At 48.9% G+C, this 23,623-nt stretch carries 27 protein-coding genes; 15 read left to right on the top strand and 12 right to left on the bottom strand.

Annotated elements, in window-relative coordinates; translation table 11 throughout:
• Positions 1-112 precede the first annotated feature (112 nt).
• On the top strand, positions 113-1,477 hold the full coding sequence (locus tag RAHAQ2_RS14090; RefSeq protein WP_015697882.1) for an L-serine ammonia-lyase: 1,365 nt from the start codon (positions 113-115) through the stop codon (positions 1,475-1,477).
• A gap of 455 nt (positions 1,478-1,932) precedes the next feature.
• Entirely contained in the window at positions 1,933-3,525 is a 1,593-nt protein-coding gene (locus tag RAHAQ2_RS14095) for an EAL domain-containing protein (RefSeq protein WP_015697883.1), read from the top strand.
• Between the two features lie 77 nt (positions 3,526-3,602).
• Here the strand turns inward: RAHAQ2_RS14095 and RAHAQ2_RS14100 are convergent, their stop codons facing one another.
• A complete protein-coding gene (locus RAHAQ2_RS14100; RefSeq protein ID WP_015697884.1) occupies positions 3,603-5,162 on the bottom strand; it encodes a TerC family protein in 1,560 nt (519 codons plus the stop codon).
• Between the two features lies 1 nt (position 5,163).
• Positions 5,164-5,475 carry a hypothetical protein gene (locus tag RAHAQ2_RS25570; RefSeq protein WP_148267131.1) on the bottom strand — a complete coding sequence of 104 codons (312 nt, stop codon included), beginning with the start codon at positions 5,473-5,475 and terminating at the stop codon, positions 5,164-5,166.
• A 279-nt stretch (positions 5,476-5,754) separates the two neighbouring features.
• Between RAHAQ2_RS25570 and manX the strand changes: the two genes are divergently transcribed.
• The 5 genes from manX to mntP all read left to right on the top strand — a co-directional run bounded on the left by manX (position 5,755) and on the right by mntP (position 9,808).
• The gene (gene manX, locus RAHAQ2_RS14105; RefSeq protein WP_015697885.1) at positions 5,755-6,717 is read left to right on the top strand and encodes a PTS mannose transporter subunit IIAB; all 963 of its coding nucleotides are present in this window, start codon (positions 5,755-5,757) and stop codon (positions 6,715-6,717) included.
• 90 nt (positions 6,718-6,807) lie between these two features.
• Positions 6,808-7,605 (top strand): PTS mannose/fructose/sorbose transporter subunit IIC, encoded by a 798-nt coding sequence (locus RAHAQ2_RS14110; RefSeq protein ID WP_013576191.1) that lies wholly within the window; start codon positions 6,808-6,810, stop codon positions 7,603-7,605.
• A gap of 11 nt (positions 7,606-7,616) precedes the next feature.
• A complete protein-coding gene (locus RAHAQ2_RS14115) occupies positions 7,617-8,459 on the top strand; it encodes a PTS mannose transporter subunit IID (RefSeq protein WP_015697886.1) in 843 nt (280 codons plus the stop codon).
• 106 nt (positions 8,460-8,565) lie between these two features.
• The gene (locus RAHAQ2_RS14120) at positions 8,566-9,024 is read left to right on the top strand and encodes a DUF986 family protein (protein ID WP_015697887.1); all 459 of its coding nucleotides are present in this window, start codon (positions 8,566-8,568) and stop codon (positions 9,022-9,024) included.
• A gap of 211 nt (positions 9,025-9,235) precedes the next feature.
• Positions 9,236-9,808 carry a manganese efflux pump MntP gene (gene mntP / locus RAHAQ2_RS14125; RefSeq protein ID WP_037039883.1) on the top strand — a complete coding sequence of 191 codons (573 nt, stop codon included), beginning with the start codon at positions 9,236-9,238 and terminating at the stop codon, positions 9,806-9,808.
• Here mntP and rlmA read toward each other — a convergent pair.
• A complete protein-coding gene (rlmA, locus tag RAHAQ2_RS14130; protein ID WP_015697889.1) occupies positions 9,800-10,621 on the bottom strand; it encodes a 23S rRNA (guanine(745)-N(1))-methyltransferase in 822 nt (273 codons plus the stop codon). The genes mntP and rlmA overlap by 9 nt on opposite strands.
• A gap of 146 nt (positions 10,622-10,767) precedes the next feature.
• On the opposite strand from rlmA, the gene pgeF reads away from it, so the two are divergent.
• Positions 10,768-11,469 carry a peptidoglycan editing factor PgeF gene (pgeF, locus tag RAHAQ2_RS14135; RefSeq protein WP_015697890.1) on the top strand — a complete coding sequence of 234 codons (702 nt, stop codon included), beginning with the start codon at positions 10,768-10,770 and terminating at the stop codon, positions 11,467-11,469.
• Between the two features lie 59 nt (positions 11,470-11,528).
• Here the strand turns inward: pgeF and cspE are convergent, their stop codons facing one another.
• The 3 genes from cspE to RAHAQ2_RS14145 all read right to left on the bottom strand — a co-directional run bounded on the left by cspE (position 11,529) and on the right by RAHAQ2_RS14145 (position 13,999).
• Positions 11,529-11,738, bottom strand: a complete 210-nt coding sequence (gene cspE / locus RAHAQ2_RS14140) for a transcription antiterminator/RNA stability regulator CspE (RefSeq protein ID WP_002221949.1) — start codon at positions 11,736-11,738, stop codon at positions 11,529-11,531.
• A gap of 41 nt (positions 11,739-11,779) precedes the next feature.
• Positions 11,780-11,896: a DUF2627 domain-containing protein gene (locus RAHAQ2_RS25010; protein ID WP_072010221.1), complete on the bottom strand. Its 117-nt coding sequence runs from the start codon at positions 11,894-11,896 to the stop codon at positions 11,780-11,782.
• Between the two features lie 1,113 nt (positions 11,897-13,009).
• Positions 13,010-13,999, bottom strand: coding sequence for an MBL fold metallo-hydrolase (locus tag RAHAQ2_RS14145; protein ID WP_015697891.1), 990 nt, complete (start codon positions 13,997-13,999; stop codon positions 13,010-13,012).
• Positions 14,000-14,193: 194 nt separating this feature from the next.
• Between RAHAQ2_RS14145 and RAHAQ2_RS14150 the strand changes: the two genes are divergently transcribed.
• Positions 14,194-14,478, top strand: a complete 285-nt coding sequence (locus RAHAQ2_RS14150) for a hypothetical protein (RefSeq protein ID WP_238532034.1) — start codon at positions 14,194-14,196, stop codon at positions 14,476-14,478.
• A 61-nt stretch (positions 14,479-14,539) separates the two neighbouring features.
• Here the strand turns inward: RAHAQ2_RS14150 and RAHAQ2_RS14155 are convergent, their stop codons facing one another.
• From RAHAQ2_RS14155 to mgrB, 4 genes are all read right to left on the bottom strand, one after another.
• Complete coding sequence (locus tag RAHAQ2_RS14155; RefSeq protein WP_013576199.1) at positions 14,540-14,776, bottom strand: DUF4060 family protein; 237 nt, start codon at positions 14,774-14,776, stop codon at positions 14,540-14,542.
• A 135-nt stretch (positions 14,777-14,911) separates the two neighbouring features.
• Positions 14,912-15,214 carry a phage protein NinX family protein gene (locus RAHAQ2_RS14160; RefSeq protein ID WP_015697893.1) on the bottom strand — a complete coding sequence of 101 codons (303 nt, stop codon included), beginning with the start codon at positions 15,212-15,214 and terminating at the stop codon, positions 14,912-14,914.
• A gap of 153 nt (positions 15,215-15,367) precedes the next feature.
• Positions 15,368-15,640, bottom strand: coding sequence for a YebO family protein (locus RAHAQ2_RS14165; RefSeq protein WP_015697894.1), 273 nt, complete (start codon positions 15,638-15,640; stop codon positions 15,368-15,370).
• Positions 15,641-15,782: 142 nt separating this feature from the next.
• On the bottom strand, positions 15,783-15,911 hold the full coding sequence (mgrB, locus tag RAHAQ2_RS26300; protein ID WP_455567032.1) for a PhoP/PhoQ regulatory lipoprotein MgrB: 129 nt from the start codon (positions 15,909-15,911) through the stop codon (positions 15,783-15,785).
• Between the two features lie 781 nt (positions 15,912-16,692).
• Here mgrB and RAHAQ2_RS14170 point away from each other — a divergent pair.
• On the top strand, positions 16,693-19,383 hold the full coding sequence (locus RAHAQ2_RS14170; RefSeq protein WP_015697895.1) for an autotransporter outer membrane beta-barrel domain-containing protein: 2,691 nt from the start codon (positions 16,693-16,695) through the stop codon (positions 19,381-19,383).
• Positions 19,384-19,568: 185 nt separating this feature from the next.
• A complete protein-coding gene (locus RAHAQ2_RS14175; protein ID WP_015697896.1) occupies positions 19,569-19,805 on the top strand; it encodes a YobH family protein in 237 nt (78 codons plus the stop codon).
• 62 nt (positions 19,806-19,867) lie between these two features.
• On the opposite strand, the gene RAHAQ2_RS14180 is transcribed toward RAHAQ2_RS14175, so the two are convergent.
• A complete protein-coding gene (locus tag RAHAQ2_RS14180; protein WP_015697897.1) occupies positions 19,868-20,113 on the bottom strand; it encodes a DUF2766 family protein in 246 nt (81 codons plus the stop codon).
• 201 nt (positions 20,114-20,314) lie between these two features.
• Between RAHAQ2_RS14180 and RAHAQ2_RS14185 the strand changes: the two genes are divergently transcribed.
• The 3 genes from RAHAQ2_RS14185 (at position 20,315) to RAHAQ2_RS14195 (ending at position 22,631) form a co-directional block, all read left to right on the top strand.
• Positions 20,315-20,506 (top strand): YdfD/YebW family protein, encoded by a 192-nt coding sequence (locus tag RAHAQ2_RS14185; protein WP_015697898.1) that lies wholly within the window; start codon positions 20,315-20,317, stop codon positions 20,504-20,506.
• A gap of 127 nt (positions 20,507-20,633) precedes the next feature.
• On the top strand, positions 20,634-22,274 hold the full coding sequence (locus tag RAHAQ2_RS14190) for an ABC transporter substrate-binding protein (protein ID WP_015697899.1): 1,641 nt from the start codon (positions 20,634-20,636) through the stop codon (positions 22,272-22,274).
• A 141-nt stretch (positions 22,275-22,415) separates the two neighbouring features.
• The gene (locus tag RAHAQ2_RS14195; RefSeq protein WP_015697900.1) at positions 22,416-22,631 is read left to right on the top strand and encodes a hypothetical protein; all 216 of its coding nucleotides are present in this window, start codon (positions 22,416-22,418) and stop codon (positions 22,629-22,631) included.
• Between the two features lie 68 nt (positions 22,632-22,699).
• Here RAHAQ2_RS14195 and RAHAQ2_RS14200 read toward each other — a convergent pair whose 3' ends face one another.
• A complete protein-coding gene (locus tag RAHAQ2_RS14200; RefSeq protein WP_015697901.1) occupies positions 22,700-22,987 on the bottom strand; it encodes a hypothetical protein in 288 nt (95 codons plus the stop codon).
• A 329-nt stretch (positions 22,988-23,316) separates the two neighbouring features.
• Here RAHAQ2_RS14200 and RAHAQ2_RS14205 point away from each other — a divergent pair, with 329 nt between their 5' ends.
• Positions 23,317-23,517: a hypothetical protein gene (locus RAHAQ2_RS14205; RefSeq protein ID WP_148267160.1), complete on the top strand. Its 201-nt coding sequence runs from the start codon at positions 23,317-23,319 to the stop codon at positions 23,515-23,517.
• Positions 23,518-23,623: the final 106 nt, after the last annotated feature.

The following is a 23,623-nucleotide window of genomic DNA, read 5'->3' on the forward strand; positions in this document are numbered from 1 at the left end:
AAGTCTATCCATAAGAACAAGAGACCCCTCCAGGGGCACTCTCTGCTGTTTGTTCATTTATGGAAGCCAGGGATCCCGTTCCCTGCCGCAATCTATTACAGGAGTATTCGACGTGATTAGCGTTTTCGACATGTTCAAGGTCGGGATTGGCCCTTCCAGTTCCCATACTTTGGGCCCGATGAAAGCAGGGAAACGGTTCGCTGATGACCTGCTGGAAAAGGGCATGATGCCTGCCGTTACGCGTGTCGCCGTGGACGTATTTGGTTCTTTGTCTCTGACAGGCAAAGGCCACCACACAGATATCGCCATTATTTTAGGCCTGGCGGGTAACCAGCCAGATACCGTCGACATCGACGGCATTCCCCATTTTATCCGCGACGTTGAGCAACGTGAACGCCTGCCGTTGGGCGGAACCCAGCATGAAGTCGATTTCCCCCGTGATACCGGTATGGTGTTCCGCGGGGAGAATTTGCCGCGTCACGAAAACGCCATGCAAATTCACGCTTTTGCGGGTGACAAGATGATTTACAGCAAAACCTATTATTCGGTCGGCGGCGGCTTTATCGTTGATGACGAGCATTTCGGTCAGCCGGTGCTGGACGAGGTGACAGTACCGTACAGCTTTAATTCGGCCAGTGAAATGCTGGCAAAATGTAAGGAAACCGGACTGTCATTATCCGGCCTGGTGATGAAGAACGAACTGGCGCAGCACAGTAAGCAGGATATCGAGCAGTATTTTGAGAAGATCTGGCACACCATGCAGGCTTGTATCGATCGCGGCCTGAACACCGAAGGCGTTCTGCCCGGCCCGCTGCGGGTGCCGCGTCGTGCTTCTGCCCTGCGCCGGATGCTGGTGTCTAACGACAAACTTTCCAGTGATCCGATGAACGTGATCGACTGGGTGAATATGTTTGCCCTCGCGGTTAACGAAGAAAACGCGGCGGGCGGACGTGTCGTGACAGCACCAACCAACGGTGCATGTGGCATCGTGCCAGCGGTGCTGGCGTATTATGACCAGTTCATTCAGTCGGTCAGCCCGGATATTTATCTGCGTTATTTCCTGACTTCCGGCGCTATCGGCATTCTGTATAAGATGAATGCGTCGATTTCAGGCGCAGAAGTCGGCTGTCAGGGCGAAGTCGGCGTAGCCTGTTCAATGGCGGCGGCCGGTCTGACGGAATTGCTCGGCGGCAGCCCGGAACAGGTGTGCGTTGCGGCCGAAATTGGCATGGAACACAATCTGGGATTAACCTGTGACCCGGTTGCCGGACAGGTTCAGGTTCCTTGCATCGAACGTAATGCCATCGCATCAGTGAAAGCCATTAACGCCGCCCGTATGGCGTTACGCCGTACCAGCGAGCCGAGAGTCTCACTGGATAAAGTCATTGAGACGATGTATGAAACCGGTAAAGATATGAATTCAAAATACCGGGAAACCTCACGCGGCGGTCTGGCGATTAAAGTTCAGTGCGACTGATCCTGTCGAAAAGATGACATTTTCCTGCGGTATTTTCAGGTTGTATTATTTTCAACCCATTTACCGCAGGAAATACCATCGGGCTGGTAGCTGGCAGCAATAAAACCTTCACTAACAACAACCTGTTGTATTATCAATACATAATGGTAGTGGGACTTGCATTATACCCTGCAGGTGCGGCATGCTGATTTTCGCCTGATTTTTCCTGTCCGGGTACCCCCTTATTACGTCTGCTTAAACGTCGGAAATGGGCAGAAAAAAAAGTGACACCGTCACCTGAACGGTCATTGTTTCGATTTGAACAGAGAAATACAGGGAGTTTGCCGCAACTCAGACTGAGCGCCCGACGATTTACAGCTACTATCTATAAAAACGAAATGGCTGTTACGCATCGGTAACCCTTTAAAAATAATAATTTGAGCCTGCATTTAACTCGGGATAAAAGGATTAGAACGATGCTGTTCTCCCAGACCGGACTTGCGAAGTATCGCTACTATCGCATTGCGCTCGCCAGTGCAATAGGGATAGGTACGCTGCTTCTGACGCTGGGCGTTCGTATCTACGAACAAGCTCAGGTCATCGCCGAAGACCAACAGCGTGTGGCTACTCACACCGTTGAAAAACTGGAAAAATTGCTTGAGCCAGCCTCTCCGGTCGACAGAGTTGTTCCTGTCGACCAGACACTCACCTGTAACGCCCTGCAACCTCTGTTGCAACAAACCGTCGCCCGGATGCAAACATTACGTTCAATCAGTGTCGTCAGCAACGGCACCATTGTGTGTTCGAGCCTGGTGGGCACGTTGGATCTGAATTTCAATAAAACCTTGCCTGCCTTCGCACAAGGTAAAACCCAACTTGAGTTGCGAGCCTCGAAATGGAGCCGGGCCGATACACCAACGCTGATTTTATGGCATCCGTCCACAGCGGATAATCTTAACGGCGAACTGTTTATCTATAACATCGGGATCTTGTCGAATTTCCTGCTCGAACCCCAACCGCCTTACGCCAGCCACATCGTGCTCAACGTCGGAGAGCAAAATCTCGAATACGGCAAAAAAACAATCGTCAGTACCAACGCCCTGCCGCGACCGCCTCTGCTGAGTGCCCGCTCGGAAAAATATGATTTTTCAGTCTCTATTTATGGCGACAAAGCCAGCACGCTGGCCTGGGAGGAACTGTTTTCACATCTGCCGCTGTCGGTTCTGATTAGCCTGCTGTCAGCAACGGCGGTTTATCTGTTCTCCGGCAGTCGCATCAGTCTGGCTTATCCGATCAGCCACGGCATTTCCCACCGCGAGTTTAAAGTCTATTGTCAGCCCATTATCAACAGCACAGACGGCCGCTGTATAGGCGTGGAAACGCTGATGCGCTGGAAAAACCGCCGGCAGGAATGGGTTTCGCCGGATGTATTTATTCCTCTGGCTGAACAGCACGGCTTAATTATTGCGCTGACGCGTTATCTCATTCAGACCGTCGCTGAAAATCTGTCAGTATTTCCGGCAACGCCGGGTTTTTACGTCAGTATTAATGTTGCTGCGCAACACTTCAATAATATGGAAATTGTTGATGACATCCGAAAGCTGTGGCTCCCGGCGCAGCCCTCGGTTTCTCTCATGCTGGAACTGACGGAGCGGACGCGGTTACAGGAGTTACGTGCAGCGGAAATTTCACAATTAAAAGAAATGGGTATTCTGCTCGCCATTGATGATTTCGGGACAGGTCACAGTTCACTGAGCTATCTCAAAACGCTCAATCCGGACGTGTTGAAAATCGATCAGGCGTTTACGGCCTCCATTGGCACTGACGCGATTAATGCCACTGTCACGGATACCATCATCACGCTGGCGCAGCGTCTTAATTTGAAACTGATTGCCGAAGGAGTGGAAACCCGTGAGCAGGTGGATTATCTGCGCGAGCGTAAGGTCGATTCATTGCAGGGTTATTACTTTGCCCGCCCGATGCCTATAGAAGTCTTCCCGATCTGGCTGGAACGTTATAAGAAATCCAGGCAGAACATGGAATTACAGGATAAGACAGATCCGCTCTGAAGGCAGAAAACCTGCCTTTTCCGTCCATAAAAAACGGCGACCTGAGTCGCCGTTTTACATCCCGAAATAAAGCCCCGTTACTGGTCTTCATCCCATCGGTCTTCTGATTTCAGCCGCGTAATGCGCACGCGTTCGATACGGTATTCCGACACGTCAAGAACTTCAAAGTGCAGCGACGCCATTTCGATCACCTCCCCCACAACCGGCATCTGGCCTGATTTCGACAGCAGCAGCCCGGCAAGAGAAGCAAAATTGTCGTCAGCATTCACCAGCGTTTTGACGTCCAGAATTTGCTGCAACAGATGTAAATCGGTCCCGCCTTTAGCAATCCAGGCATCACCGTCAGTCACGACGTCCGGCGTTTCATCTTCGTCCGGGAATTCACCCGCGATGGCCTCCAGCACGTCCAGCGGCGTCACCAGCCCCTGAATCACACCAAACTCATTACTGACCATCACCAGACGGCCTTTGGCTTTGCGCAGAACCGCCAGCAGGTTGATGACGTCCATGGTTTCCGGCACCACAATCGGCGGCGTTTGTTCCGCGAACGCGACAATGCTTTCACCATTTTCCAGCGTCACCAGCAGGTCTTTCGCACGGACCACACCGATAACATCATCCAGAGAATAACGGCAAATCGGGAACAGGCTGTGCGGCGTATCGAGAAGCTGACTGCGGATTTCGGCCGGTGATTTTTCACAGTCTACCCAGGAAATCTCGGTGCGCGGCGTCATGATGCTGCGCAGGGAACGTGACGCCAGCGTCAGCACGCCGGTAATCATGTGACGTTCTTCTTCGGCAAAGGTTTCACCGACCGGCAATACATCACCAGCAGGCTCATCTTCATGCTCATTCTGGCGTTTCCCGCCCATCAGTCGCTGAATGGCTTCCGCGGTGCGTTCCCGCATCGGTCGGCTGGACTGGCTTTTCAGGAAATTACGGCGCGCAATCTGGTTGAACAATTCAATCAGGATGGAGAAACCAATCGCGGCATACAGGTAACCTTTCGGAATGTGGAACCCGAAGCCTTCCGCAATCAGACTCAGACCAATCATCAGCAGGAAGCTGAGACACAGCACCACGACGGTCGGATGGTTATTCACAAAACGCGTCAGCGATTTCGATGCCAGCAGCATCACGCCCATGGCGATGACCACCGCAGTCATCATGACGGCCAGGTTATTCACCATACCGACTGCGGTTATCACCGCGTCGAGCGAGAAGACGGCATCAAGCACAACGATTTGTGCCACTACTGCCCAGAAACTGGCGTAACCGCGGTTCGTTGCACCATGCTCGTCATGCCCTTCCAGCCGCTCATGCAGCTCAGTGGTGGCTTTGAACAGCAGGAATATCCCCCCGACTAACAAAATCAGATCGCGGCCGGAGAAGCTGAATTGCGCAATGCTGAACAGCGGCGTGGTCAGTTTCACCATCCACGAAATCAGTGACAACAAACCTAAACGCATGATCAGCGCCAGCGAGAGGCCGATAATACGGGCTTTATCACGCTGCTTCGGCGGCAGTTTATCGGCAAGAATCGCAATAAAAACAAGGTTGTCGATACCCAGAACAATTTCCAGCACGACAAGCGTCAGCAAACCGACCCAGATTGAAGGGTCCATCAAAAATTCCATGTCAGACTCCGCAATGAGTAAAAGAAAAAAGACGCACAAAAACGCGATACGCCAGGCTGTCAGATGACCGTCCGGAAGTATTGGCTACAGAAATAGCAGATGAAAGCGGTTTCAGTGCGACAGAAATCAGGCCCATTGGGGCAGATTTGCCGGTAAGAATGAGGTGAAAAAGCGAAGAATAGTGACGTCGGTGACAGTCCATAGGGAGGGCTGAGGCCCGGTACTCCTGTTCAGTTGTTCGGAAAATCACTTTAGCAGGAATGATTATTTGAAGAAAGAGTGATTTTTTACCTTCAGCATCAATTTGAAACATCTATGCTGTTTTAATAGTCGATGTGAAACCGTATTCACAATACGTCGTTCAATAACGGACAGTCGTCACAAAAATTATTTTTTCGCACACTAAAATAAATCACGTCGCACAACCGGTTGAGGTTCTGCCATTTTACAGTTTTGCAGTCTTATCAGAAATTAAGGAAAGTCAGAACGCAGGGAATGCCCTGTCCGCCTCAGGAATAAAAACGGGCGGATATCATCAGCACCATTACTTATGTGCATAACTCTTTCCAAGAGTTAACAGAGGAGGTAGCGAGTGAGTATTGCTATTATCATCGGCACGCACGGGTCAGCAGCTGAGCAGTTGCTGAAAACAGCGGAAATGATTTTAGGTGAACAGGATAATGTCGCCTTTATTGATTTCGTTCCCGGCGAGAATGCCGAAACCCTGATCGAAAAGTACACGGCAAAGTTGGGTGGTTTAGACACCAGCAGCGGCGTCCTTTTCCTGGTCGACACCTGGGGTGGCAGCCCGTTTAATGCCGCCAGCCGTATTGTTGTCGATAAGGAAAATTACGAAGTTGTCACCGGTGTTAACATCCCAATGCTGGCAGAGACTTTCATGGCCCGCGATGACAACCCTTCTTTCGCAGAGCTGGTTGCCATTGCAGTGGAAACGGGGCGTATTGGCGTAAAAGCGCTGAAGACCCCGGAACCTGCTGCTCAAGCCCCTGCTGCCGCCCCTGCGCCAAAAGCAGCCGCCCCGGCTAAACCTGCCGGTCCGAACGACCATATGAAGATCGGCCTTGCCCGAATCGATGACCGTCTGATCCATGGCCAGGTAGCGACCCGCTGGACCAAAGAAACCAACGTGACCCGCATTATTGTTGTCAGCGACGAAGTGGCTGCCGATACCGTGCGTAAAACGTTGCTGACTCAGGTTGCTCCTCCTGGTGTTACCGCACACGTTGTCGACGTCGCGAAAGCTATCCGTGTCTGGGATAACCCTAAATACGCTGGCGACCGCGTCATGTTCCTGTTCACTAACCCGACGGATGTTCTGCGTCTGGTTGAAGGTGGCGTGAAAATTACCTCCGTTAATATCGGCGGTATGGCCTTCCGTCAGGGCAAAACTCAGGTCAATAATGCCGTATCTGTCGACGAAAAAGATATCGAAGCGTTCCGTAAATTGAACGAAAAAGGTATCGAACTTGAAGTGCGTAAAGTCTCTACCGACTCACGCCTCAAGATGATGGATCTCATTAATAAGATGAATTAATAAGTGCATCGCGTTTTACAGATTCCTTCAACGTTATCTGTCTGATGTACCTGTTTATACTCAGCGTCCTTTGGTCATAGGAGAAGTGCAATGGAGATCACCACACTACAAATTGTGCTGATATTTATTGTTGCATGTATTGCCGGGATGGGTTCGATCCTGGATGAATTTCAGTTTCACCGTCCGTTAGTCGCCTGTACCTTGATCGGTTTTGTTCTTGGTGATGTAAAAACCGGGATCATCATCGGCGGTACTCTGGAAATGATCGCGCTTGGCTGGATGAACATCGGTGCTGCTGTTGCGCCAGATGCCGCCCTCGCTTCTATCATTTCTACCATTCTGGTTATCGCAGGCGGACAGTCCGTCGGTGCCGGTATCGCACTGGCGATCCCGCTGGCAGCAGCAGGCCAGGTATTAACCATCATCGTTCGTACTATTACCGTTGCCTTCCAGCATGCAGCGGATAAAGCGGCTGAAAAAGGGAATCTGAGCGCGATTAGCTGGATCCACGTTTCAGCGTTGATTCTGCAGGCAATGCGTATCGCTATCCCTGCCGTGATTGTTGCTGTGTCTGTGGGTACTGCCATTGTTCATGACTTGCTGGCATCTATCCCGGAAGTGGTCACCAACGGTCTGAACATCGCCGGGGGTATGATCGTCGTGGTAGGTTATGCCATGGTCATTAACATGATGCGTGCTGGCTATCTGATGCCGTTCTTCTACCTCGGTTTCGTGACCGCTGCATTCACCAACTTCAACCTGGTTGCACTGGGTGTGATTGGTGTGGTGATGGCGGTTCTTTACATCCAGTTGAGCCCGAAATACAACAAGTCTGCGCAAGCGGCGGCTGCACCGGGTGTTAACGATCTCGACAACGAATTGGATTAAGGGTGAAGGACATGGTTGATCAAACTGAAGTTAAAAAACTCACGGCCAGCGATATTCGCGGTGTGTTTATGCGCTCCAACCTTTTCCAGGGGTCATGGAACTTCGAACGTATGCAGGCATTAGGCTTCTGCTTCTGTATGGTGCCTGCCATTCGTCGTCTGTATCCTGAGAATAACGATGATCGCAAAGCGGCCATCAAACGCCACCTGGAATTCTTCAACACCCATCCTTACGTTGCGGCCCCGGTTCTGGGTGTTACGCTTGCGATGGAAGAACAACGTGCCAATGGCGCACCTATCGACGACGCGGCCATCAACGGCCTGAAAGTCGGTCTGATGGGGCCTCTGGCCGGTGTGGGTGACCCGATCTTCTGGGGTACTGTGCGTCCGGTGTTTGCTGCATTGGGTGCGGGTATCGCCATGACCGGTAGCCTGCTGGGGCCATTGCTGTTCTTCGTTCTGTTTAACCTTGTACGCCTGCTGACCCGCTACTACGGCGTGTCTTATGGCTACAAAAAAGGTGTCGATATCGTTAACGATATGGGCGGCGGCTTCCTGCAAAAACTGACTGAGGGGGCGTCTATTCTCGGCCTCTTTGTCATGGGGGCTCTGGTTAACAAATGGACGCATGTCAACATTCCGCTGGTGGTGTCAAAAATCACTGACCAGACGGGCCATACCACCGTCACCACGGTACAGAGTATTCTGGACCAACTGATGCCAGGTCTGGTGCCATTGCTGCTGACCTTCGGTTGTATGTGGCTGTTGCGTAAGAAAGTGAATGCGTTGTGGATCATCGTTGGCTTCTTCGCCATCGGTATCTTCGGTTACTGGATTGGCCTGTTAGGTCTCTGATAACCTTCAAAGCCGGGGCAATTTTCCCCCGGCTTTTTTGTTTCTGCTATTTATCTTCTGGTGATTTTTACTTTGTTTTGCCTGACGGCTGTAAGCTGGAGTTTTCATGTCTGTAACCGATATCGTCCTCGCCCTTTTCACTCTCCTGTTGCTTGCCTACGCCATCTATGACGAGTTCATCATGGGCACACGAAATGGCAAAACGCGCCTGCGGGTCAACCTGCGCCGCCGCAACAGACTCGATTCGATTATCTTCATCGGTCTTCTGGCTATTCTTCTTTATAATAATATCCATGCAAATGGCACCGCTATTACCAATTATTTATTGATCGGCCTGGCGCTGATTGCTTTCTATCTCTCTTTTATTCGCTGGCCAAAAATGCTCTTCAAACAGGAGGGTTTTTATTTCGCTAACACCTTCATCACCTACGATCGGATCCGCAGTATGAATCTTTCTGAAGACGGCATCCTGGTATTTGAATTAGAACAGAAAAAATTATTAATTCGCGTAAATGAATTGGATGATCTTGAGAGAATCTATAAGGTTATGGTTGATAATCAATAAGTTAATTTTAAACCTTTAGTTATCACTTATAGCACAACGCATATTTTCAGAATTTAAATTAACCTTACAAATAACAATGTTGATATATACCCTGTGAAATAAAGTTGTTATTCCCCAAGGTTGGGCGTTATTTAAAACCCCTATTTTATTTGGTGTTGTCCTGAATAAAAATAGTATGGTAAGGTTTCGCCGTCATTTGGGGGCTACTCTCGTGAACTTATCCGCTACGCTTATTCTTGCTTTTGGCATGTCAATGGACGCTTTCGCTGCGTCAATCGGTAAAGGGGCCACCCTTAACCGTCCTTGCTTGCGCGAAGCCTTGCGTACCGGCCTTATTTTCGGTGTCATAGAAGCTATCACTCCGCTGATTGGCTGGTATCTGGGACTGGTAGCCAGCCGGTATATTATGCAATGGAGTCAGTGGGTCGCGTTTACGCTGCTGTTTATTTTGGGCGCGCGCATGATCATCGAAGGGCTGAAAAACAAGCCTGAAGATAACCTGACTACGGCAACCCGCCATAGCTTCTGGATCCTGGCTGCTACGGCGGTCTGCACCAGTCTTGATGCCCTGGCGATCGGTGTCGGCTTAGCTTTTCTTGAAGTGAACATCATACATACCGCACTGCTCATCGGTTTGGCGACCATGGTAATGTCAACGATTGGGATGATGGTCGGGCGTTTTATCGGCCCGCTGTTAGGCAGGTGGGCCGAAGTTCTGGGAGGTGTTATTCTGATCGGAATAGGATTGAGCATCCTGCTGGAGCATCCGGGATTTTTACACTGATACGCGCTGATGTATCCTGATGAGAAAGTCTGTTTCGCATTCAAAGGCCGCCTGAGCCTTTAAATTAGCCATCACCTCTTCCGTTGCCCGCCATGCAAATGGCGTCATCTGCAATAAATCAAATGCCTGTCCACCTGAAAGCGTCATGCCGTACGCCAGCGTTTCCGTACTGATCCGCTCAAAACCGTCCAGTTGTTCATCAAGATCAGCATGCAATTGTACATCCTGATAAATCAGCCCTTTCAACTGATAAAGATGTCGCGGGCCGGGTGCCACTGTGATCACCAGACCACCCGGTTTTATCGCCCGGTGCAACTCCTGCGCCTTACAGGGTGCATAGATGCGGATGACTGCATCCAGCGAGCCGTCGGCAAAGGGCAGCCGGTGGCTGGAGGCCACACAAAAAGACACATCGTGGTAGCGTTTAGACGCGTAACGGATAGCCACTTTGGCCACATCCAGCCCGAAGACGTTCAGCGCACGCTGTTGCATGAGCCTCTCAGCGAATGCCGCAGTGTAATACCCTTCTCCGCAGCCAATATCCAGCAACGTGCCTGCAGTTTGCGGTATAGCTTCATCGAGAATATCGGTCAACCGGTCCCGCAGAGGCTGATAGTGTCCGGCATCCAGAAAAGCACGACGCGATACCATCATTTCTGTGCTGTCGCCGGGTTGCTTTGAGCGTTTGTGCTGCACGGGCATCAGATTGACATATCCCTCTTTCGCATTATCAAACTGATGATTGGCCGGACAACGCCATTGCTGACCGGTCAGCATAAGCGGCTGGAAACAAAGCGGGCACTGATAAGTCATGCGGAAAACCTGCAAGGAAAGTCTGAGGGGCGAAGATTCGCAACAGTGTTAAGTCTAAAGAAGGTGCTCCGGGGTTGCAACTGCTGGAAAATTCCGCTCAAAGGTGGCTACACTGGTTCCATAACATTTTCCTAACGAGACACGAGATGAGTGACTACTCAGCTTTACTCAGTCAAATTCCCGGTATTGTGCATGGCTTCGGCGATAAACAGGCGTTGCTGCCTGAACATCTGCAAAGCTATGAAGCGACCCGCCCCGAAAAAAAACAGGTACACGGCACCCGGATTGTGGATGTCACCGTCGCAGGCCAGGAATGCGGTGAAGCGGATGGCTTCATCACCGCAACGCCGGGCATTCTTTTGGCCGTTTTCACCGCAGATTGTTTACCGGTAATTTTCTGTCGCAAAGATGGCAAAGAGGTCGCGGCAGTGCACGCCGGCTGGCGCGGGCTGATCGACGGCATTCTGGAGCAAATGGCGCAGCGGATTAATCAGTCGGGTAATACGGCACAGTGGTTTGCGTCTGTCGGTCCGGCAGCGGGAGCCTGCTGTTATGAAGTCAGTCAGGAACTGATTGATACTTTTATGCACCGTCTCGATTTACCTCCTGCGCTCATCTCACCGGCCCACCGCCACCTTAATCTGGCTGCCATTGCCGAAGCCAAATTGCGGGCGCTGGGGTTTGCAGACGTTGACCACACAGGCCGTTGCACGATTTGCTCTCCCGATGCCGCCGGAACCGGATTCAGGTACACCAGCTTTCGCCGTAACAGCCATCAGCGGGCGCAAGACCCGACACACCCGGGTATCAGCGGGCGAAACCAGCAATCAGGGATCATGATCCTCTGAGCCTGAACGGCTGACACAAAAAAACCCGCCTTGGCGGGTTTTTTTACAGCTAACGCTGCTTAGATTGCAGTTACGTTAACTGCTGACGGGCCTTTCTGGCCGTCCTGGATTTCGAACTCTACGTTCTGGCCTTCAGCCAGAGTTTTGAAGCCGTTACCCTGGATTGCAGAGAAGTGTACGAACACGTCTTTGCTGCCGTCAGCAGGAGTAATGAAACCGAAACCTTTAGACTCGTTGAACCACTTAACTTGACCTTTGATCTTTGCCATCTTGAGTATTTCCTTTGGATTGTTTAAACCGCCCAGCGGCGTTACATAGACAAACTAGAGTCGTTACTGCTTGAGGCACTAAGATTAAAATCGGCAGAGAAGCGGTATTCAACGTGAACGTCTTTACTCAGAACTTCTATACTGAAAATGCCACACATATACAGAACTGTACCTCGTTTTACCCAGATGCGTTATCACATACTCTGAATTCGATGGCAAGCCATTTTTAATCAGTGATGGACATGTCGCACATATTTGAGCCGGTTAAAGGCACTTCGTGTTCAGGTAAGCTGAAATATGTTGATAGACATGCTTTTTTCTGCTTTGCAGTTTTACCTGCATATCAAACAAAACAATAACGACCTGTTTCGATTATTGATCATTTAATGCAGAACCGTAAGCGTAAAACACACCTTTATTTGAATTTTTATTGCCAGCGCTCACCAAAACACTTCCCCGCAGAGTGCACCCGGCATCGCGTCACAGGCCTTACCGTATGGGATTGCGTCGGTGACAGCGCGTCACGCGGCGCTTGCGGATACGTGTGTATCAGCACGGGCCTGGACAGAAAGTCTCTGTCTGTCCCTGTGACTGGTTATGCAATAATCAATTACGCCATAGACGGATAAAATGGTGCAAAACAAACAGTGAAAATCAATAAATGCACCTTAAGTGTGCGCCTGTACTTTCTGCCAGAAAATAGCCAGACCAGACAAACTTCAGTCAAAATGAATTCCAAACCACGACATGTTGTAACGGTGATTTTTTATCGTGGCGATTTTGACATTATAATGAATTAATGTTTGCGACTTGGTTAAAACAACATAACAGTTTGCAAACACACACAGCAGGCTTATTCAAATATTAAATATGGATATGAAAAAGTAATATTAATTACCGTGATCTAAATCCCATATCAACTTTCTCTCCCTGCTCAGATTGTCTCATTACCCGCCCGCAGGCAACCGCAATAGTATGGCAGACAGCTCGCCGGGGTTGCAGATACGCGAAACGAAGTCAACCCACTGTTTAGCAAAACAAAAATCCATTTTTCCTGACAAAAAGAAGTTTCTGAGTGTCTCACCAGGAAATATTCTGTTTTGATAAAGACGCTTTGGGAAGATAAATAATCTACCGGAACATGAGAATTAACATTCACATAACACCTACTGAATGTAAGTGTTATGCAAAACTTTATTTAACTGATAATACTTCTCATTCGATAACTCAAATGTTTGCTTACATATCCCCGATTACGGTGGAAATCATATTCAATCTTTAGAAATGCTTGCACCAATTCTTAATGGTTTAAATTCCATTTCAGGCGATTTACTTTGACTTATGGCTTCTGCTAATTCAGTCAATGGCTGATCCAGAGATTCATCCGCTAATTCAAAAACCCCCCAATGAATGGGAACCGCCTTTTTACAACGCAACTCAGTAAACACAGTGACAGCCTGCTGAGGGTCCATATGTTGCGCACTCATGAACCATCTTGGTGCATACGCCCCCACAGGAATTGCCGCTAAATCGAAAGGCCCAAGACGTTGTCCAATCACTTCGAACTGGTTGCTGTAACCGCTGTCGCCGGAAAAAAAGAACCTTAAATCGGGATGGCTGACCACCCATCCACACCAGAGAGACCGGTTTCTATCCCATAATGTCCGCATACTCCAGTGGCGCGCCGGGACAGCCGAAATCGTCAGTTTGCCAAACAGGTGCTCATCCCACCAGTCAAGTTCCTCGACATAACGCACCCCGCGTCGCTCGAGCCACCGCTTCATGCCCAAAGGCACCATAAATTGCACATCCGGAAAGCGTCGTAATAGCTTGCGAACCGTTGCGCTGTCGAGATGGTCATAATGGTTGTGGGATAACAGAACAATATCAATGGGTGGGAGCTCTTCCACCGTCACTGCAACCGGCGTTTTTCGCTTAGGTCCGTAGAAACTGAATGGTGAAGCACGATCAGACAACGCAGGATCCATCAGGATGTAGCGCCCGGCAACACGCAGCAGTAAACAGGCATGTCCTAAAAACCACAAACGATCATCAGACCCGCTAAAATCGGCAGCCTGCCACCACTGACTGACAAAGTGATCGTAACCTTTCGCCGGAGGCGCAGGCAGGCGACGTTCCTTGCGTTCTTTCCTCCAGCGTTTGAGATCGCCCTCCTGCCGGTTGTGAGGCTCGGCATTAATAAAACCATCCGGTGTGTGATGTGTTTTTGACGGGTCGTAATAAGGATTTTTACCTGACATAAGGCTCCATGAGATAACGATTTCTATCGGCGGCAGCGTAAAGCCATGATGTGGATTAATTAGCATACTTATTGAGCGCACTACAGATCGAAAGTGAAAAATTATGTGGCAGTTCAGCCGCTCCGTGAGGTTAAGAACATCTTAATAACTTCATGTTTAACTGGAGAGGTTCAAAAAGGAGATTATTTATGATCATGAACACCACGAGAGACCGTAAAACCTTTGCGGCAAGGCTGACCCATATTATGCAGATCCAGACACAATATGGACGGTTATGGCTGCGTTCCCGTTTTCGCCGGATGAAGGTTCCGGCCTCAGTAAAGATTTTTCTTCTCGCCCTGCTGGGGCTGTCGGCTTTGGCCATCACCGGAACCTTGCTGCTGATCCTCGATGTCATCGCACTGATGTCACGTTTTTTGAAACGGCCTTTTCAGCGGGGCAGCTTCCGGCAGCGTTATCTGATGAGAAAGCCTGTATAACGAAAAACCGTGGCGGATATCTCCGGCACGGTTTGGGAAGAGAGTAATGTTTGACTGACTATCAGGCAGGCATACCGCAAAGTTTGGTCAGATTTCTGGCGCCGATCATGAGGGTTGCAACATAGGATTGTCTGCGGGTCACAACTTCGACCGCAACACGCGCATCTTTATATTTGATGAGATAGGTTGAAGGCCAGCCCTGCCGGCGTTTGCCGTAGGCTTTTTCATGACTGTCGATAGCTGCGTGAGCAACCACCAGATGGGAGAGAGTTTTATCACCTTTAATGATGCGCTTCATAATGGACTCCGCCTTAGACACAACTGTCAAAATGAGGAAACATTAATCACTTGATACGCATCGCTTTATGCGACGCTTATTCGAATCACTTCTTTGCAAAACTTTGTCACTCTCTGAGTATCTCCGCGCTTTTGTTTATACGCAAGTCTTACTCAGCAGGAAACATACCATGGCGGCACGAAGGGGCCGTTGGCTTTGCGCCTGCCACTGACCTTGCGGACTGCTGATTTCAGCCAGCCAGAGAGGATCGCTTTGCAACTCTTTAAAATTAATGCTGATTTTGTTGGCGCAAATGATCGGCCACGCATCGGAGGGGTTATTGCAATAATCTTTACCTTTCATTCCGCCATAGGGATACCACTTCTCAGGTTCCTCCCCGGTCAGTAAGGCTATGTTGTGGTTCACTTCACTGTCGTTTTCTTCAGACCATTTGATCATCAGTTATTCCATCCTGCAAGGCACATGCGTGGAGACTACCGGAGGAATAAGACAGTTTTATGAAGGAGGATCATAGAGGAAGAGAAGGTAAAGATAGAAACGTAGTGTATCAACGAAAAACCCGCCACCAGAAGACGGGTTAACAAAACAAAATTATCTTTCAGGAATAAAGCCACGCAGGCTGAGCGCAGAATCCTCGTCTGCCTCAACAGGAGATATATTACCCTTTGCCTGTGCAGCCAGAATCTTAAGTAACTCTGTCTGCTGGCGTTGCTGCTCAGCAATCTCCTGTAACAGAGCAATCTGTTCATTGGCCCGGACACTGGCACGGCTAACAAAAAACCACACCAACAAAAATAACAGTGCTGAAAGTGCACACAGCACCAATGAAGCCAGGCTGTTTTGGCCCATTGCGAAATCAAACATTGACTACCCTACCACTGACTGTTCAGAACGTTCATCTTACCACCCCCGGCAGGCCAGGGAAGCCATTCGCAAAAAAACAGGGTTTTCTTACATACCGGCATCAGCGCAGGCGTTGAACAAAAGACATTCAGGCAGGCATCCGCTAAAAAGGGATGAATGAGGTGATAGCACATACGCCCAGATCAAAGTTGCCCCCCTGATCACAGTAACTGTTTAGCGCCAGCAGATACAGACCGATGCAAATGAGCAGGAAAAGAACGAACGTAACGATCCTCCGGACATTGAAAACAGGCTTTTTCAATTTAATGGCAGGTCTCTTTTGGTTTAAAAAGCGTCTATCAGGGCTCAAAGGCGACGTCCGACATTTGACTGAACAGAAAGACATAGTACGACGAATATCCTAAACAACGATATAACGAAGCTAGGCTTTTACACGCGATACAACGTGTAATAATCACCTACGTAAATCAAACAATAAAATGTATAAGTTTTATCTATAAATAGCGGGCAATCCTTGTTTGATCTTAGTCAAGCAAAGTAATGTTTATTACCCTGAGCTTCTGATTACCCCCATTTAATAAGTTCTATAAAATGGACTAATTAATAAAAACCACAAGCCTATTTATATAGAAAAACAGAACATGAAATAATGAATTAATTCCTGCAAGGCCCATGACAGAAATCCCCCTCCTGAACCTTATTCTGATAAGATAAACCGGGTTACGTCTGGCGCCATATCCTCAAGATCCACGACATACAAGCCCTGCAACAGCAGATTGCATGAATGTTTAATGCTCATTATTTAGAAACTGATAAAGAAATTGCTTGCTCTACAGTTGATTAATAAATTCAATAATATTGCACCCATCATTAAAATAATTGACTTTTAATGGATATTCTCAGGAACTTCCTTGTTGAATTATACCACTCGTTAAAATATCATCCCGCCGTCGAACAGTTCTTCTGTATCTTCGGTTATATAAATGAAAGCATAATGGCTGAAGTATTTTCAGCTGATTCATGCTGACTATTTTTTATTGAGGGATTAATAAATGCATGCATGGAATAAAAAGTTCTTCGTTTCTAAAATAGCGCTGGCCTGCGCTGTTGCAGTCGCGACCCCCGTGGCGATGTCAGCAGACATTTCTGACACCGTTTACGATACGTTCTATCATGACTACACGCTGGCGGGTCATATTGGATATCGTGGATATGTAGACAATGATGGAGCGAATACCAGCTATACCGGCGGAGACATCTACTCTTCTATCAATAATGCGGTGGTTAACGGTGTTATTTCCACTCACTATCTCGGTTTTGATAGTAATAATAGCAACACACTGAATATCACTAATACGACTGTCAACGGCATGATCACTTCTGAGTGCATGACGAGCGATTGCACAGCCCGTAATGATTATGATCAGTCTCCTTTGCAACTGACCATTGATAATTCCAATATTAATGATACTTACGAACACTTTGATTACGATGTTACTGATGACAATGGCGTTCGTGACCACGAAGTCCTGAACACCTACGATATGGGCGTTGCAGTGACATTGAATCAGGAAAGTAACATCGTTATCAAAAATAACTCTCACGTCGCGGGTATTGCACTGACGCAAGGCTACGAGTGGGCTGATACAGATGTTAATAACAGCAATACTTTTGATAATACCCTGACGGTAAATGATTCTGTGCTGACTTCTGGTTCTTATACAGAATTGCAGACCAGTGGTTTCTACGGCCAGTCTGATAAGCCAAGCGATTACGGTAATATCAGCGCCGCAGGTACTCAGGCTGATGATATCGCTTTATCTGTTGTTGCCAGTGCAACTGCGGATAACGCAATGAAAACCAATGCCGTATTCAATAACTCGACAATTACGGGTGACGTCGCTTTTGTCAGCACCTTCGACGAAAACTATTATGTCGGTGGCCATGACAGTAATGCTGATGGCGTGCTGGATACCAATGGTTGGGACGACACCGACGAACTGAACCTAACGCTGGACAATGGCAGCAAATGGGTTGGGGCCGCCAACTCTGATGTTCAGATTGATTCAGCCTTATATAACCACAGCACCAACAGCATCTGGCCTGGCTCTGTCTTCAGCAGCACCAATGGCTATCTGACTGGCGATGAGGTTTATCAAAGCGGTCTATTTAATGTCGCGCTAAACAACGGTTCCGAGTGGGACACAACCAAAACGTCAAATATTGACGATCTGACTGTTAACAACCGGTCCCAGGTGAATGTCGTTGAATCTGAACTGCTGGCAGATCACATCTCCCTGACCAATACATCAACGTTGAAAATTGCCGCCCACGGTAGTGTTAAAACAGATGTGTTGAACCTGAGCTCAGGCAGTCAGGCATCGCTGACAGAAGAAAGCGCCTCTCTTTACGCCAACACCATCGTCGTGGGCAACGGCTCTGAGCTGAACTTAGGTTTGGGTGAGGTTGATACGCATAACATGGTTCTGACTGATAACGGTACTTTCGATATCGGTAGCCGTGAATATGTTCTTAACTCTGATATGAATAACGCACGCGACAAAACTGCCGCTGACTATGTGTATGATCAGGGGACTATCGCTATCAACTCCGACGGTCATCTGGCCGTGAATGGCGTGACAAACGGCAATTATCAGGTACGTATCGATAACGCGACAGGCGAAGGCCAGGTCGCTGATTATCAGAATAAAGAGCTGATCCGCATCTACGGCGGTAATGCGACCTTTACGCATGCGAATACCGCTGATCTGGGTGCCTACAAGTATCAGGCAGAACAGTACAATGATATCGTTGTGCTGGAAAAACAAGGCATTACCTCTACTGCAAATGCTGCCCTGAGCCTGCCTTCTTCTAATGCTGCAACCTGGCATATGGAACAAGACACGTTAGAAAACCGCATGAACAGTTCACGTCACACCCAGGGCAATGATAAAGGGGGTGTGTGGGTTAACTACTTCGGTGGTCAGCAAAACGGTGACAACGGCGTGATTGATTACGATCAGGACGTTAATGGCATTATGGTGGGTCTGGATAAAGTCACCGAAGGCGGTGGCGAACGCCAGTGGCTGGTGGGTATGGCAGCAAGCTTCGCGAAATCCAGCCTGTCTATGGATGATGCAGATGCGGATACTGACAGCCAGTCAGCACGCGTTTACTCCAGCCTGAACTTCAATAACGGCGCATTCTTTGATTCCTCTCTGAGCTACAGCCACTTCAGCAACTCAACAGACAGCACCATGAGCAACGGTCAGCAAGTATCAGGTGATAGCACTACTGATGCATGGGGCTTTGGTCTGAAACTGGGTTATGACTGGAAATTCGCACCTCAGGCTTACCTGACGCCATACGCAAGCATTACTGGCGTGTTTATTGGTGATGACGATTACAGCATGAGTAACAACATGCATGTCAGCGATCAGGCTTATGACAGTATGCGTTATGAGCTGGGTGGTAACCTGGGTTATTCCTTCGATCTGGGTGCAGATCAGGCAATCAGCCCGTATGCCACGCTGGCATATGTGTATGAAGATGCTAACAACGATGCAAACATCAATGGTGACCGTATCGACAACGGCGTTGATGGCTCCGCTGTCCGTGTTGGTTTAGGGGGTCAGTTCGACATGAGCAAAAACTTCACCGTTTACGCAGGGGCTAACTACCTTGGCGGCAGCGATGTTGACCAGCCCTGGGCAGCCAACCTGGGTATGAAATACCGCTGGTAATTTTGCCGGTCTGAATAACACTCTTCAGTAATTTGTTGGCCCCTTTTCAGGGGCCAATTTTTTTGGGTGTCTTCGCGGCTTTGCTGATTAGGATTCTGCTGCAGTGACATTTTCTGAAAAATAACTTCTACTATACTTATCAATATCCTGAATCGTTCAGGACAAGATGTTTAGGGAGTTGCAGAATGGGAATAATTAAAACCGTCATCGTGCTGGCCGTCATTTACGCGATTTTTCTTTTTTCGGGGTATGGCGTGACGGTTGGCAGCAGTGAGAATGCCGCCGGACTGGGCCTGAAATGCCAGTATTTAACGGCCAGAGGGATAGTCAGCTCGCAATATATTCACTCTGACAGTGGCGTTATCGGCGTTGCCAACTGCCCGATTTTCAAGCAGGTGGGTGAAGTGGTCGATAATAAATAAGACGAACAGTGTACCGCACTGCTGATTGTCATGCCTGCGGATGCAGACATGACAATCATTTATCAGCTATCGTGCTTCGTGAATTTCAACTCGATCAGTGAAATTGCCTTCTCGATAGCACGCTTCGTCACAGGATCGGCTCCGGCAGGATGCTTGCTGAAATCAATGCTTTTCAACTGATGAGACATCTTCTCACGCACTTCGGCTGGCGCAATAATTTCAATCACATCCAGAATTTGTTTAATTACCAGCTGGCATGCAACCAGATCGGATTCGATTTCCTGTTCTCTGTTCAAAGACTCGGACATGCGCTGCTCCTTCCATAACGGTCATTCATAAAAATTATGGCCGCGAGGATATCACGCCCTTTCCTGAAATTCTCTTTTCTGCCGCTTCGCATTTTTTCGTCCGACAAAGACGGACAAATAAGCAGCAAACGCACCGCGCCGGATGTTGTCAGGGGCATAATGGTTCTATGCTTAACAGGATGACAAAAATGGAGATGCGCTATGTTCGCACTTGTTTTGACGATTTGTTATCTGGGCGGAGGATGTGAAGACTTAGTGATCGATGCCTTTAATACTCAGAAACAATGCATGGCCGCGATGCATCAGCAAGGTTTACGCCAGGCTGGCTGTTACCCCATTGAAGATTTTATCGACGGTTACTGGATCCCTGCACACGAGAATGCTGACTACTGAAGCTTTGTGTCAGCATTCACACAGCGCGACAAAAAATGTCATAACGATTGCTAAAGTGTTCGAAGAACGGTATGAATACCCTGTTACTCATTGATATTTAACCATATTGACAGGGCAGGAAATGGCAATGACGATACGTAAAACTTATGGGTGCTTCAAAAAACTTCCTCTCGCGCTCCTTTTCTCCGGCTCCTTAATGGCTTCTTTCGCTACCTGCGCTGCGACTGTTCCCGCAGGCGTTGAGCTGGCAGCCAAACAAGAAATTGTCCGTAACAACGGGAGCGAACCCGCTTCGCTTGACCCGCACAAAGTGGAAAGCGATGTTGAATTCAATATACTCAGCGATCTTTTTGCCGGACTGGTCACTATCGATAGTAAAGGTAATGCACAACCTTCACTCGCGGCTAGCTGGGAAACTAAGGATAACAAAACCTGGGTCTTCCATCTGCGCCCCGGGATCGTCTGGTCCGACGGCTCTCCTGTCACCGCGCAGGATGTCGTTTTCAGCTGGCAACGGCTGATCGACCCGAAAACCGCTTCACCTTATGAAACTTATCTGAGCAGCATGCATGTGCTGAATGCCGGCGACATCATCAACGGCAAGAAGCCCGCTGACCAACTGGGCATCAAAGCGCTGGATAAGCAGACGCTGGAAGTTACGCTTGATCAACCGCTTTCCTATTTCCTCGGCATGCTGGCGCACCCTTCGCTCTCCCCGATCAGTCAGGCGGATGTGGAGAAATACGGCGATAAGTGGACTCAGCCAGGCAATCTGATCAGCAGCGGTCCGTTCAAACTCGATACCTGGACGGTCAACGAACGCATCACTGCCGTGCGCAACCCGAACTACTGGGATAACGCACATACCGTCATCAATAAAGTCACTTATTTACCGATCGCTTCGGGTACTGCGGACGTTAATCGCTATAAAGCCGGTGAAATCGACATTACTTATACCGTCCCTTCCCCGCTGTTTGCATCGCTGAAAAAAGAGCTGGGTTCACAAGTTCATGTCAGCCCTTATCTGGCCGTTTATTACTATGCGATGAACACCCAGAAGCCGCCATTTAATGATGTTCGCGTGCGTAAAGCGCTGAATCTGGCGATTGATAAGTCGATCATTGCCGATAAAGTGATGGGTCAGGGGCAAACGCCAGCCTGGCATCTTTCTCCGGATAACACCGGCGGCTTTACTTTCGCCAAACCTAAAGAAGCCAGTCTGACCCAGGAACAGCGTAACGAAGAAGCTAAAAAACTGCTGACAGAAGCAGGTTTTGGTCCGAACCATCCGCTTAAATTCAATCTGCTGTATAACACTTCTGAAGCGCATCAGCGCATTGCGATTGCCGCCGCGTCAATGTGGAAAAAGAATCTGGGTGTCGATGCTGTGTTACAAAATCAGGAATGGAAAACCATGCTGGATACCATGCATCAGGGCACATATGAAGTGGTGCGTTACGCGTGGATTGCGGACTATAACGAGCCGTCCACTTTCCTGAATACCCTGCACACGGGTAACAGTGAGAACACGCCAAAATTCAGCAATGCTGCTTACGATAAGGCACTCGATGACGCGTTAAAAGCCACGAACAAAGCGGATGTAGGCAAAGCCTATCAGCAGGCGGAACAGGTATTAACCGAGCAGTCACCGGTCATTCCTTTGTATCACTATGTCAGCGCTCGTCTGGTCAAACCGTATGTGGGGGGGTTCAACGACAGCCTGCTTAATTATATTTACACCAAAGATTTGTATGTAATTAAGCATTAATCTGCCTGCCTCTCCTTGCGGCGAATGATTGTCCGGGAGAGGTTTTTCAAATGCTCCGCACTGACCTTCTTTCCATTGCCCCCCTTGTCACACGCTGCCCAGATGATAGATTGTACGTAAATCACACAAACGGGAGCTGTTATGAAATTCTCGGAAAGTGAGATCCAACCGCTTTGGGATGAAGTGGCGCGTATTATCGGTGATGGCGTCATTCAGATGCGCCACAGAGGAGAACCTCTGAGTGCCGATGCGCTGATTGGTTATCTCGATGAGCAACTGGCCTGCGCGACGGGTGTACAGCGTCGTATCATGCTGGGTGCGGCAATTAATATGCTAAAAGCCGACCGGCGTTGCTGATCGTGCGACACAGCAAAACCTCGCAGCCCTGTCAGGCAACGATTCACTCATCAACGATCCGTCAGTCACTACCTGGATTGTGCCGCACGTCCCTGCGCAAATAAGAAAATGCGCTGGGTGATGTCATCAGCGCCCAGAATATTCCCTTTCTGTTCCAGATTAGCTCTGGCATATGCCACATCATGAGCCTGATCGACCATGCTGATCACCCGGTCACGGGTCGGTTTATCCAGTGTTCCCAGCAATGTCGTCAAAATCGCCTGATAAGCATTTGAAGCATAAGTCAGTTGTCTTTCACGTTGTTCCAGCGCGTCAATGCGAACCATCAGGGCCTGCAATTGTTCTTGATGCGTCATAGCGGCATCCTTCTTCACGGGGGGAGAATAACCGGAAACAGCGGAGAAAACAGACCTCCGCCGGTTACTGAATATAAGTTTAGCAGACTTAAAAAAAGTGAAGCCCCCGCACTCTCTCTTAAGTAAACCTGTGTTCAATGAGCCGTTAACTGCTTAGGAAAATGTAACGGAGATATCCCCACTCATGGCCGCCGGTCACCGGCTTGTCTTACCTGAGAAGTAACAGCGGCAGTACCTGCTTACAGATAGAAAAATGACAAGCGGGGGCCGTTATGACATTTTCTGCCACAGCACTATTTATTCATTTGGGGAGAATTCAGTTGAAAAAAATGATGTTGGGTGCAGCTATTTTCAGCATGGTGTTAGTGAGTTCATTTGCTCAGGCAGAAGGATGCCTTAAAGGCGCTGTGGCAGGAGGTGTAGTCGGTCATCTCAAGCATCACGCTGTACTTGGCGCCGTAGCAGGATGCGCTGTCGGGCATCATCTCGCAGCACAAGCCAAAAAACAGCAGATTGCGGCAGTTAAATAAACAGTATCAGGGCCGTTACATCCCCTGATGAGATGAATCTCTGGTTATTCCGGAGCAACAAGTATTTACGGAATTCCATCAATAGCCATCTTTCTATTTATTTCAA

It is taken from the genome of Rahnella aquatilis CIP 78.65 = ATCC 33071, from assembly GCF_000241955.1.
Taxonomy (GTDB): Bacteria; Pseudomonadota; Gammaproteobacteria; order Enterobacterales; family Enterobacteriaceae; genus Rahnella; species Rahnella aquatilis.

Bases quoted from the DNA above. Each gene is read 5' to 3' on its own strand.
- rlmA (WP_015697889.1), bottom strand. From the start codon at position 10,621: ATGACTTATCAGTGCCCGCTTTGTTTCCAGCCGCTTATGCTGACCGGT.
- RAHAQ2_RS25570 (WP_148267131.1), bottom strand. From the start codon at position 5,475: ATGTTTCAAATTGATGCTGAAGGTAAAAAATCACTCTTTCTTCAAATA.
- RAHAQ2_RS25010 (WP_072010221.1), bottom strand. From the start codon at position 11,896: ATGTGTGGCATTTTCAGTATAGAAGTTCTGAGTAAAGACGTTCACGTT.
- RAHAQ2_RS14190 (WP_015697899.1), top strand. From the start codon at position 20,634: ATGACGATACGTAAAACTTATGGGTGCTTCAAAAAACTTCCTCTCGCG.
- RAHAQ2_RS14095 (WP_015697883.1), top strand. From the start codon at position 1,933: ATGCTGTTCTCCCAGACCGGACTTGCGAAGTATCGCTACTATCGCATT.
- RAHAQ2_RS14110 (WP_013576191.1), top strand. From the start codon at position 6,808: ATGGAGATCACCACACTACAAATTGTGCTGATATTTATTGTTGCATGT.
- RAHAQ2_RS14170 (WP_015697895.1), top strand. From the start codon at position 16,693: ATGCATGCATGGAATAAAAAGTTCTTCGTTTCTAAAATAGCGCTGGCC.
- RAHAQ2_RS14120 (WP_015697887.1), top strand. From the start codon at position 8,566: ATGTCTGTAACCGATATCGTCCTCGCCCTTTTCACTCTCCTGTTGCTT.
- pgeF (WP_015697890.1), top strand. From the start codon at position 10,768: ATGAGTGACTACTCAGCTTTACTCAGTCAAATTCCCGGTATTGTGCAT.
- RAHAQ2_RS14175 (WP_015697896.1), top strand. From the start codon at position 19,569: ATGGGAATAATTAAAACCGTCATCGTGCTGGCCGTCATTTACGCGATT.
- RAHAQ2_RS14180 (WP_015697897.1), bottom strand. From the start codon at position 20,113: ATGTCCGAGTCTTTGAACAGAGAACAGGAAATCGAATCCGATCTGGTT.
- cspE (WP_002221949.1), bottom strand. From the start codon at position 11,738: ATGGCAAAGATCAAAGGTCAAGTTAAGTGGTTCAACGAGTCTAAAGGT.
- RAHAQ2_RS14145 (WP_015697891.1), bottom strand. From the start codon at position 13,999: ATGTCAGGTAAAAATCCTTATTACGACCCGTCAAAAACACATCACACA.
- RAHAQ2_RS14100 (WP_015697884.1), bottom strand. From the start codon at position 5,162: ATGGAATTTTTGATGGACCCTTCAATCTGGGTCGGTTTGCTGACGCTT.
- RAHAQ2_RS14200 (WP_015697901.1), bottom strand. From the start codon at position 22,987: ATGACGCATCAAGAACAATTGCAGGCCCTGATGGTTCGCATTGACGCG.
- RAHAQ2_RS14205 (WP_148267160.1), top strand. From the start codon at position 23,317: ATGATGTTGGGTGCAGCTATTTTCAGCATGGTGTTAGTGAGTTCATTT.
- RAHAQ2_RS14155 (WP_013576199.1), bottom strand. From the start codon at position 14,776: ATGAAGCGCATCATTAAAGGTGATAAAACTCTCTCCCATCTGGTGGTT.
- RAHAQ2_RS14195 (WP_015697900.1), top strand. From the start codon at position 22,416: ATGAAATTCTCGGAAAGTGAGATCCAACCGCTTTGGGATGAAGTGGCG.
- RAHAQ2_RS14115 (WP_015697886.1), top strand. From the start codon at position 7,617: ATGGTTGATCAAACTGAAGTTAAAAAACTCACGGCCAGCGATATTCGC.
- RAHAQ2_RS14165 (WP_015697894.1), bottom strand. From the start codon at position 15,640: ATGTTTGATTTCGCAATGGGCCAAAACAGCCTGGCTTCATTGGTGCTG.
- RAHAQ2_RS14150 (WP_238532034.1), top strand. From the start codon at position 14,194: ATGAACACCACGAGAGACCGTAAAACCTTTGCGGCAAGGCTGACCCAT.
- RAHAQ2_RS14160 (WP_015697893.1), bottom strand. From the start codon at position 15,214: ATGATCAAATGGTCTGAAGAAAACGACAGTGAAGTGAACCACAACATA.
- RAHAQ2_RS14185 (WP_015697898.1), top strand. From the start codon at position 20,315: ATGTTCGCACTTGTTTTGACGATTTGTTATCTGGGCGGAGGATGTGAA.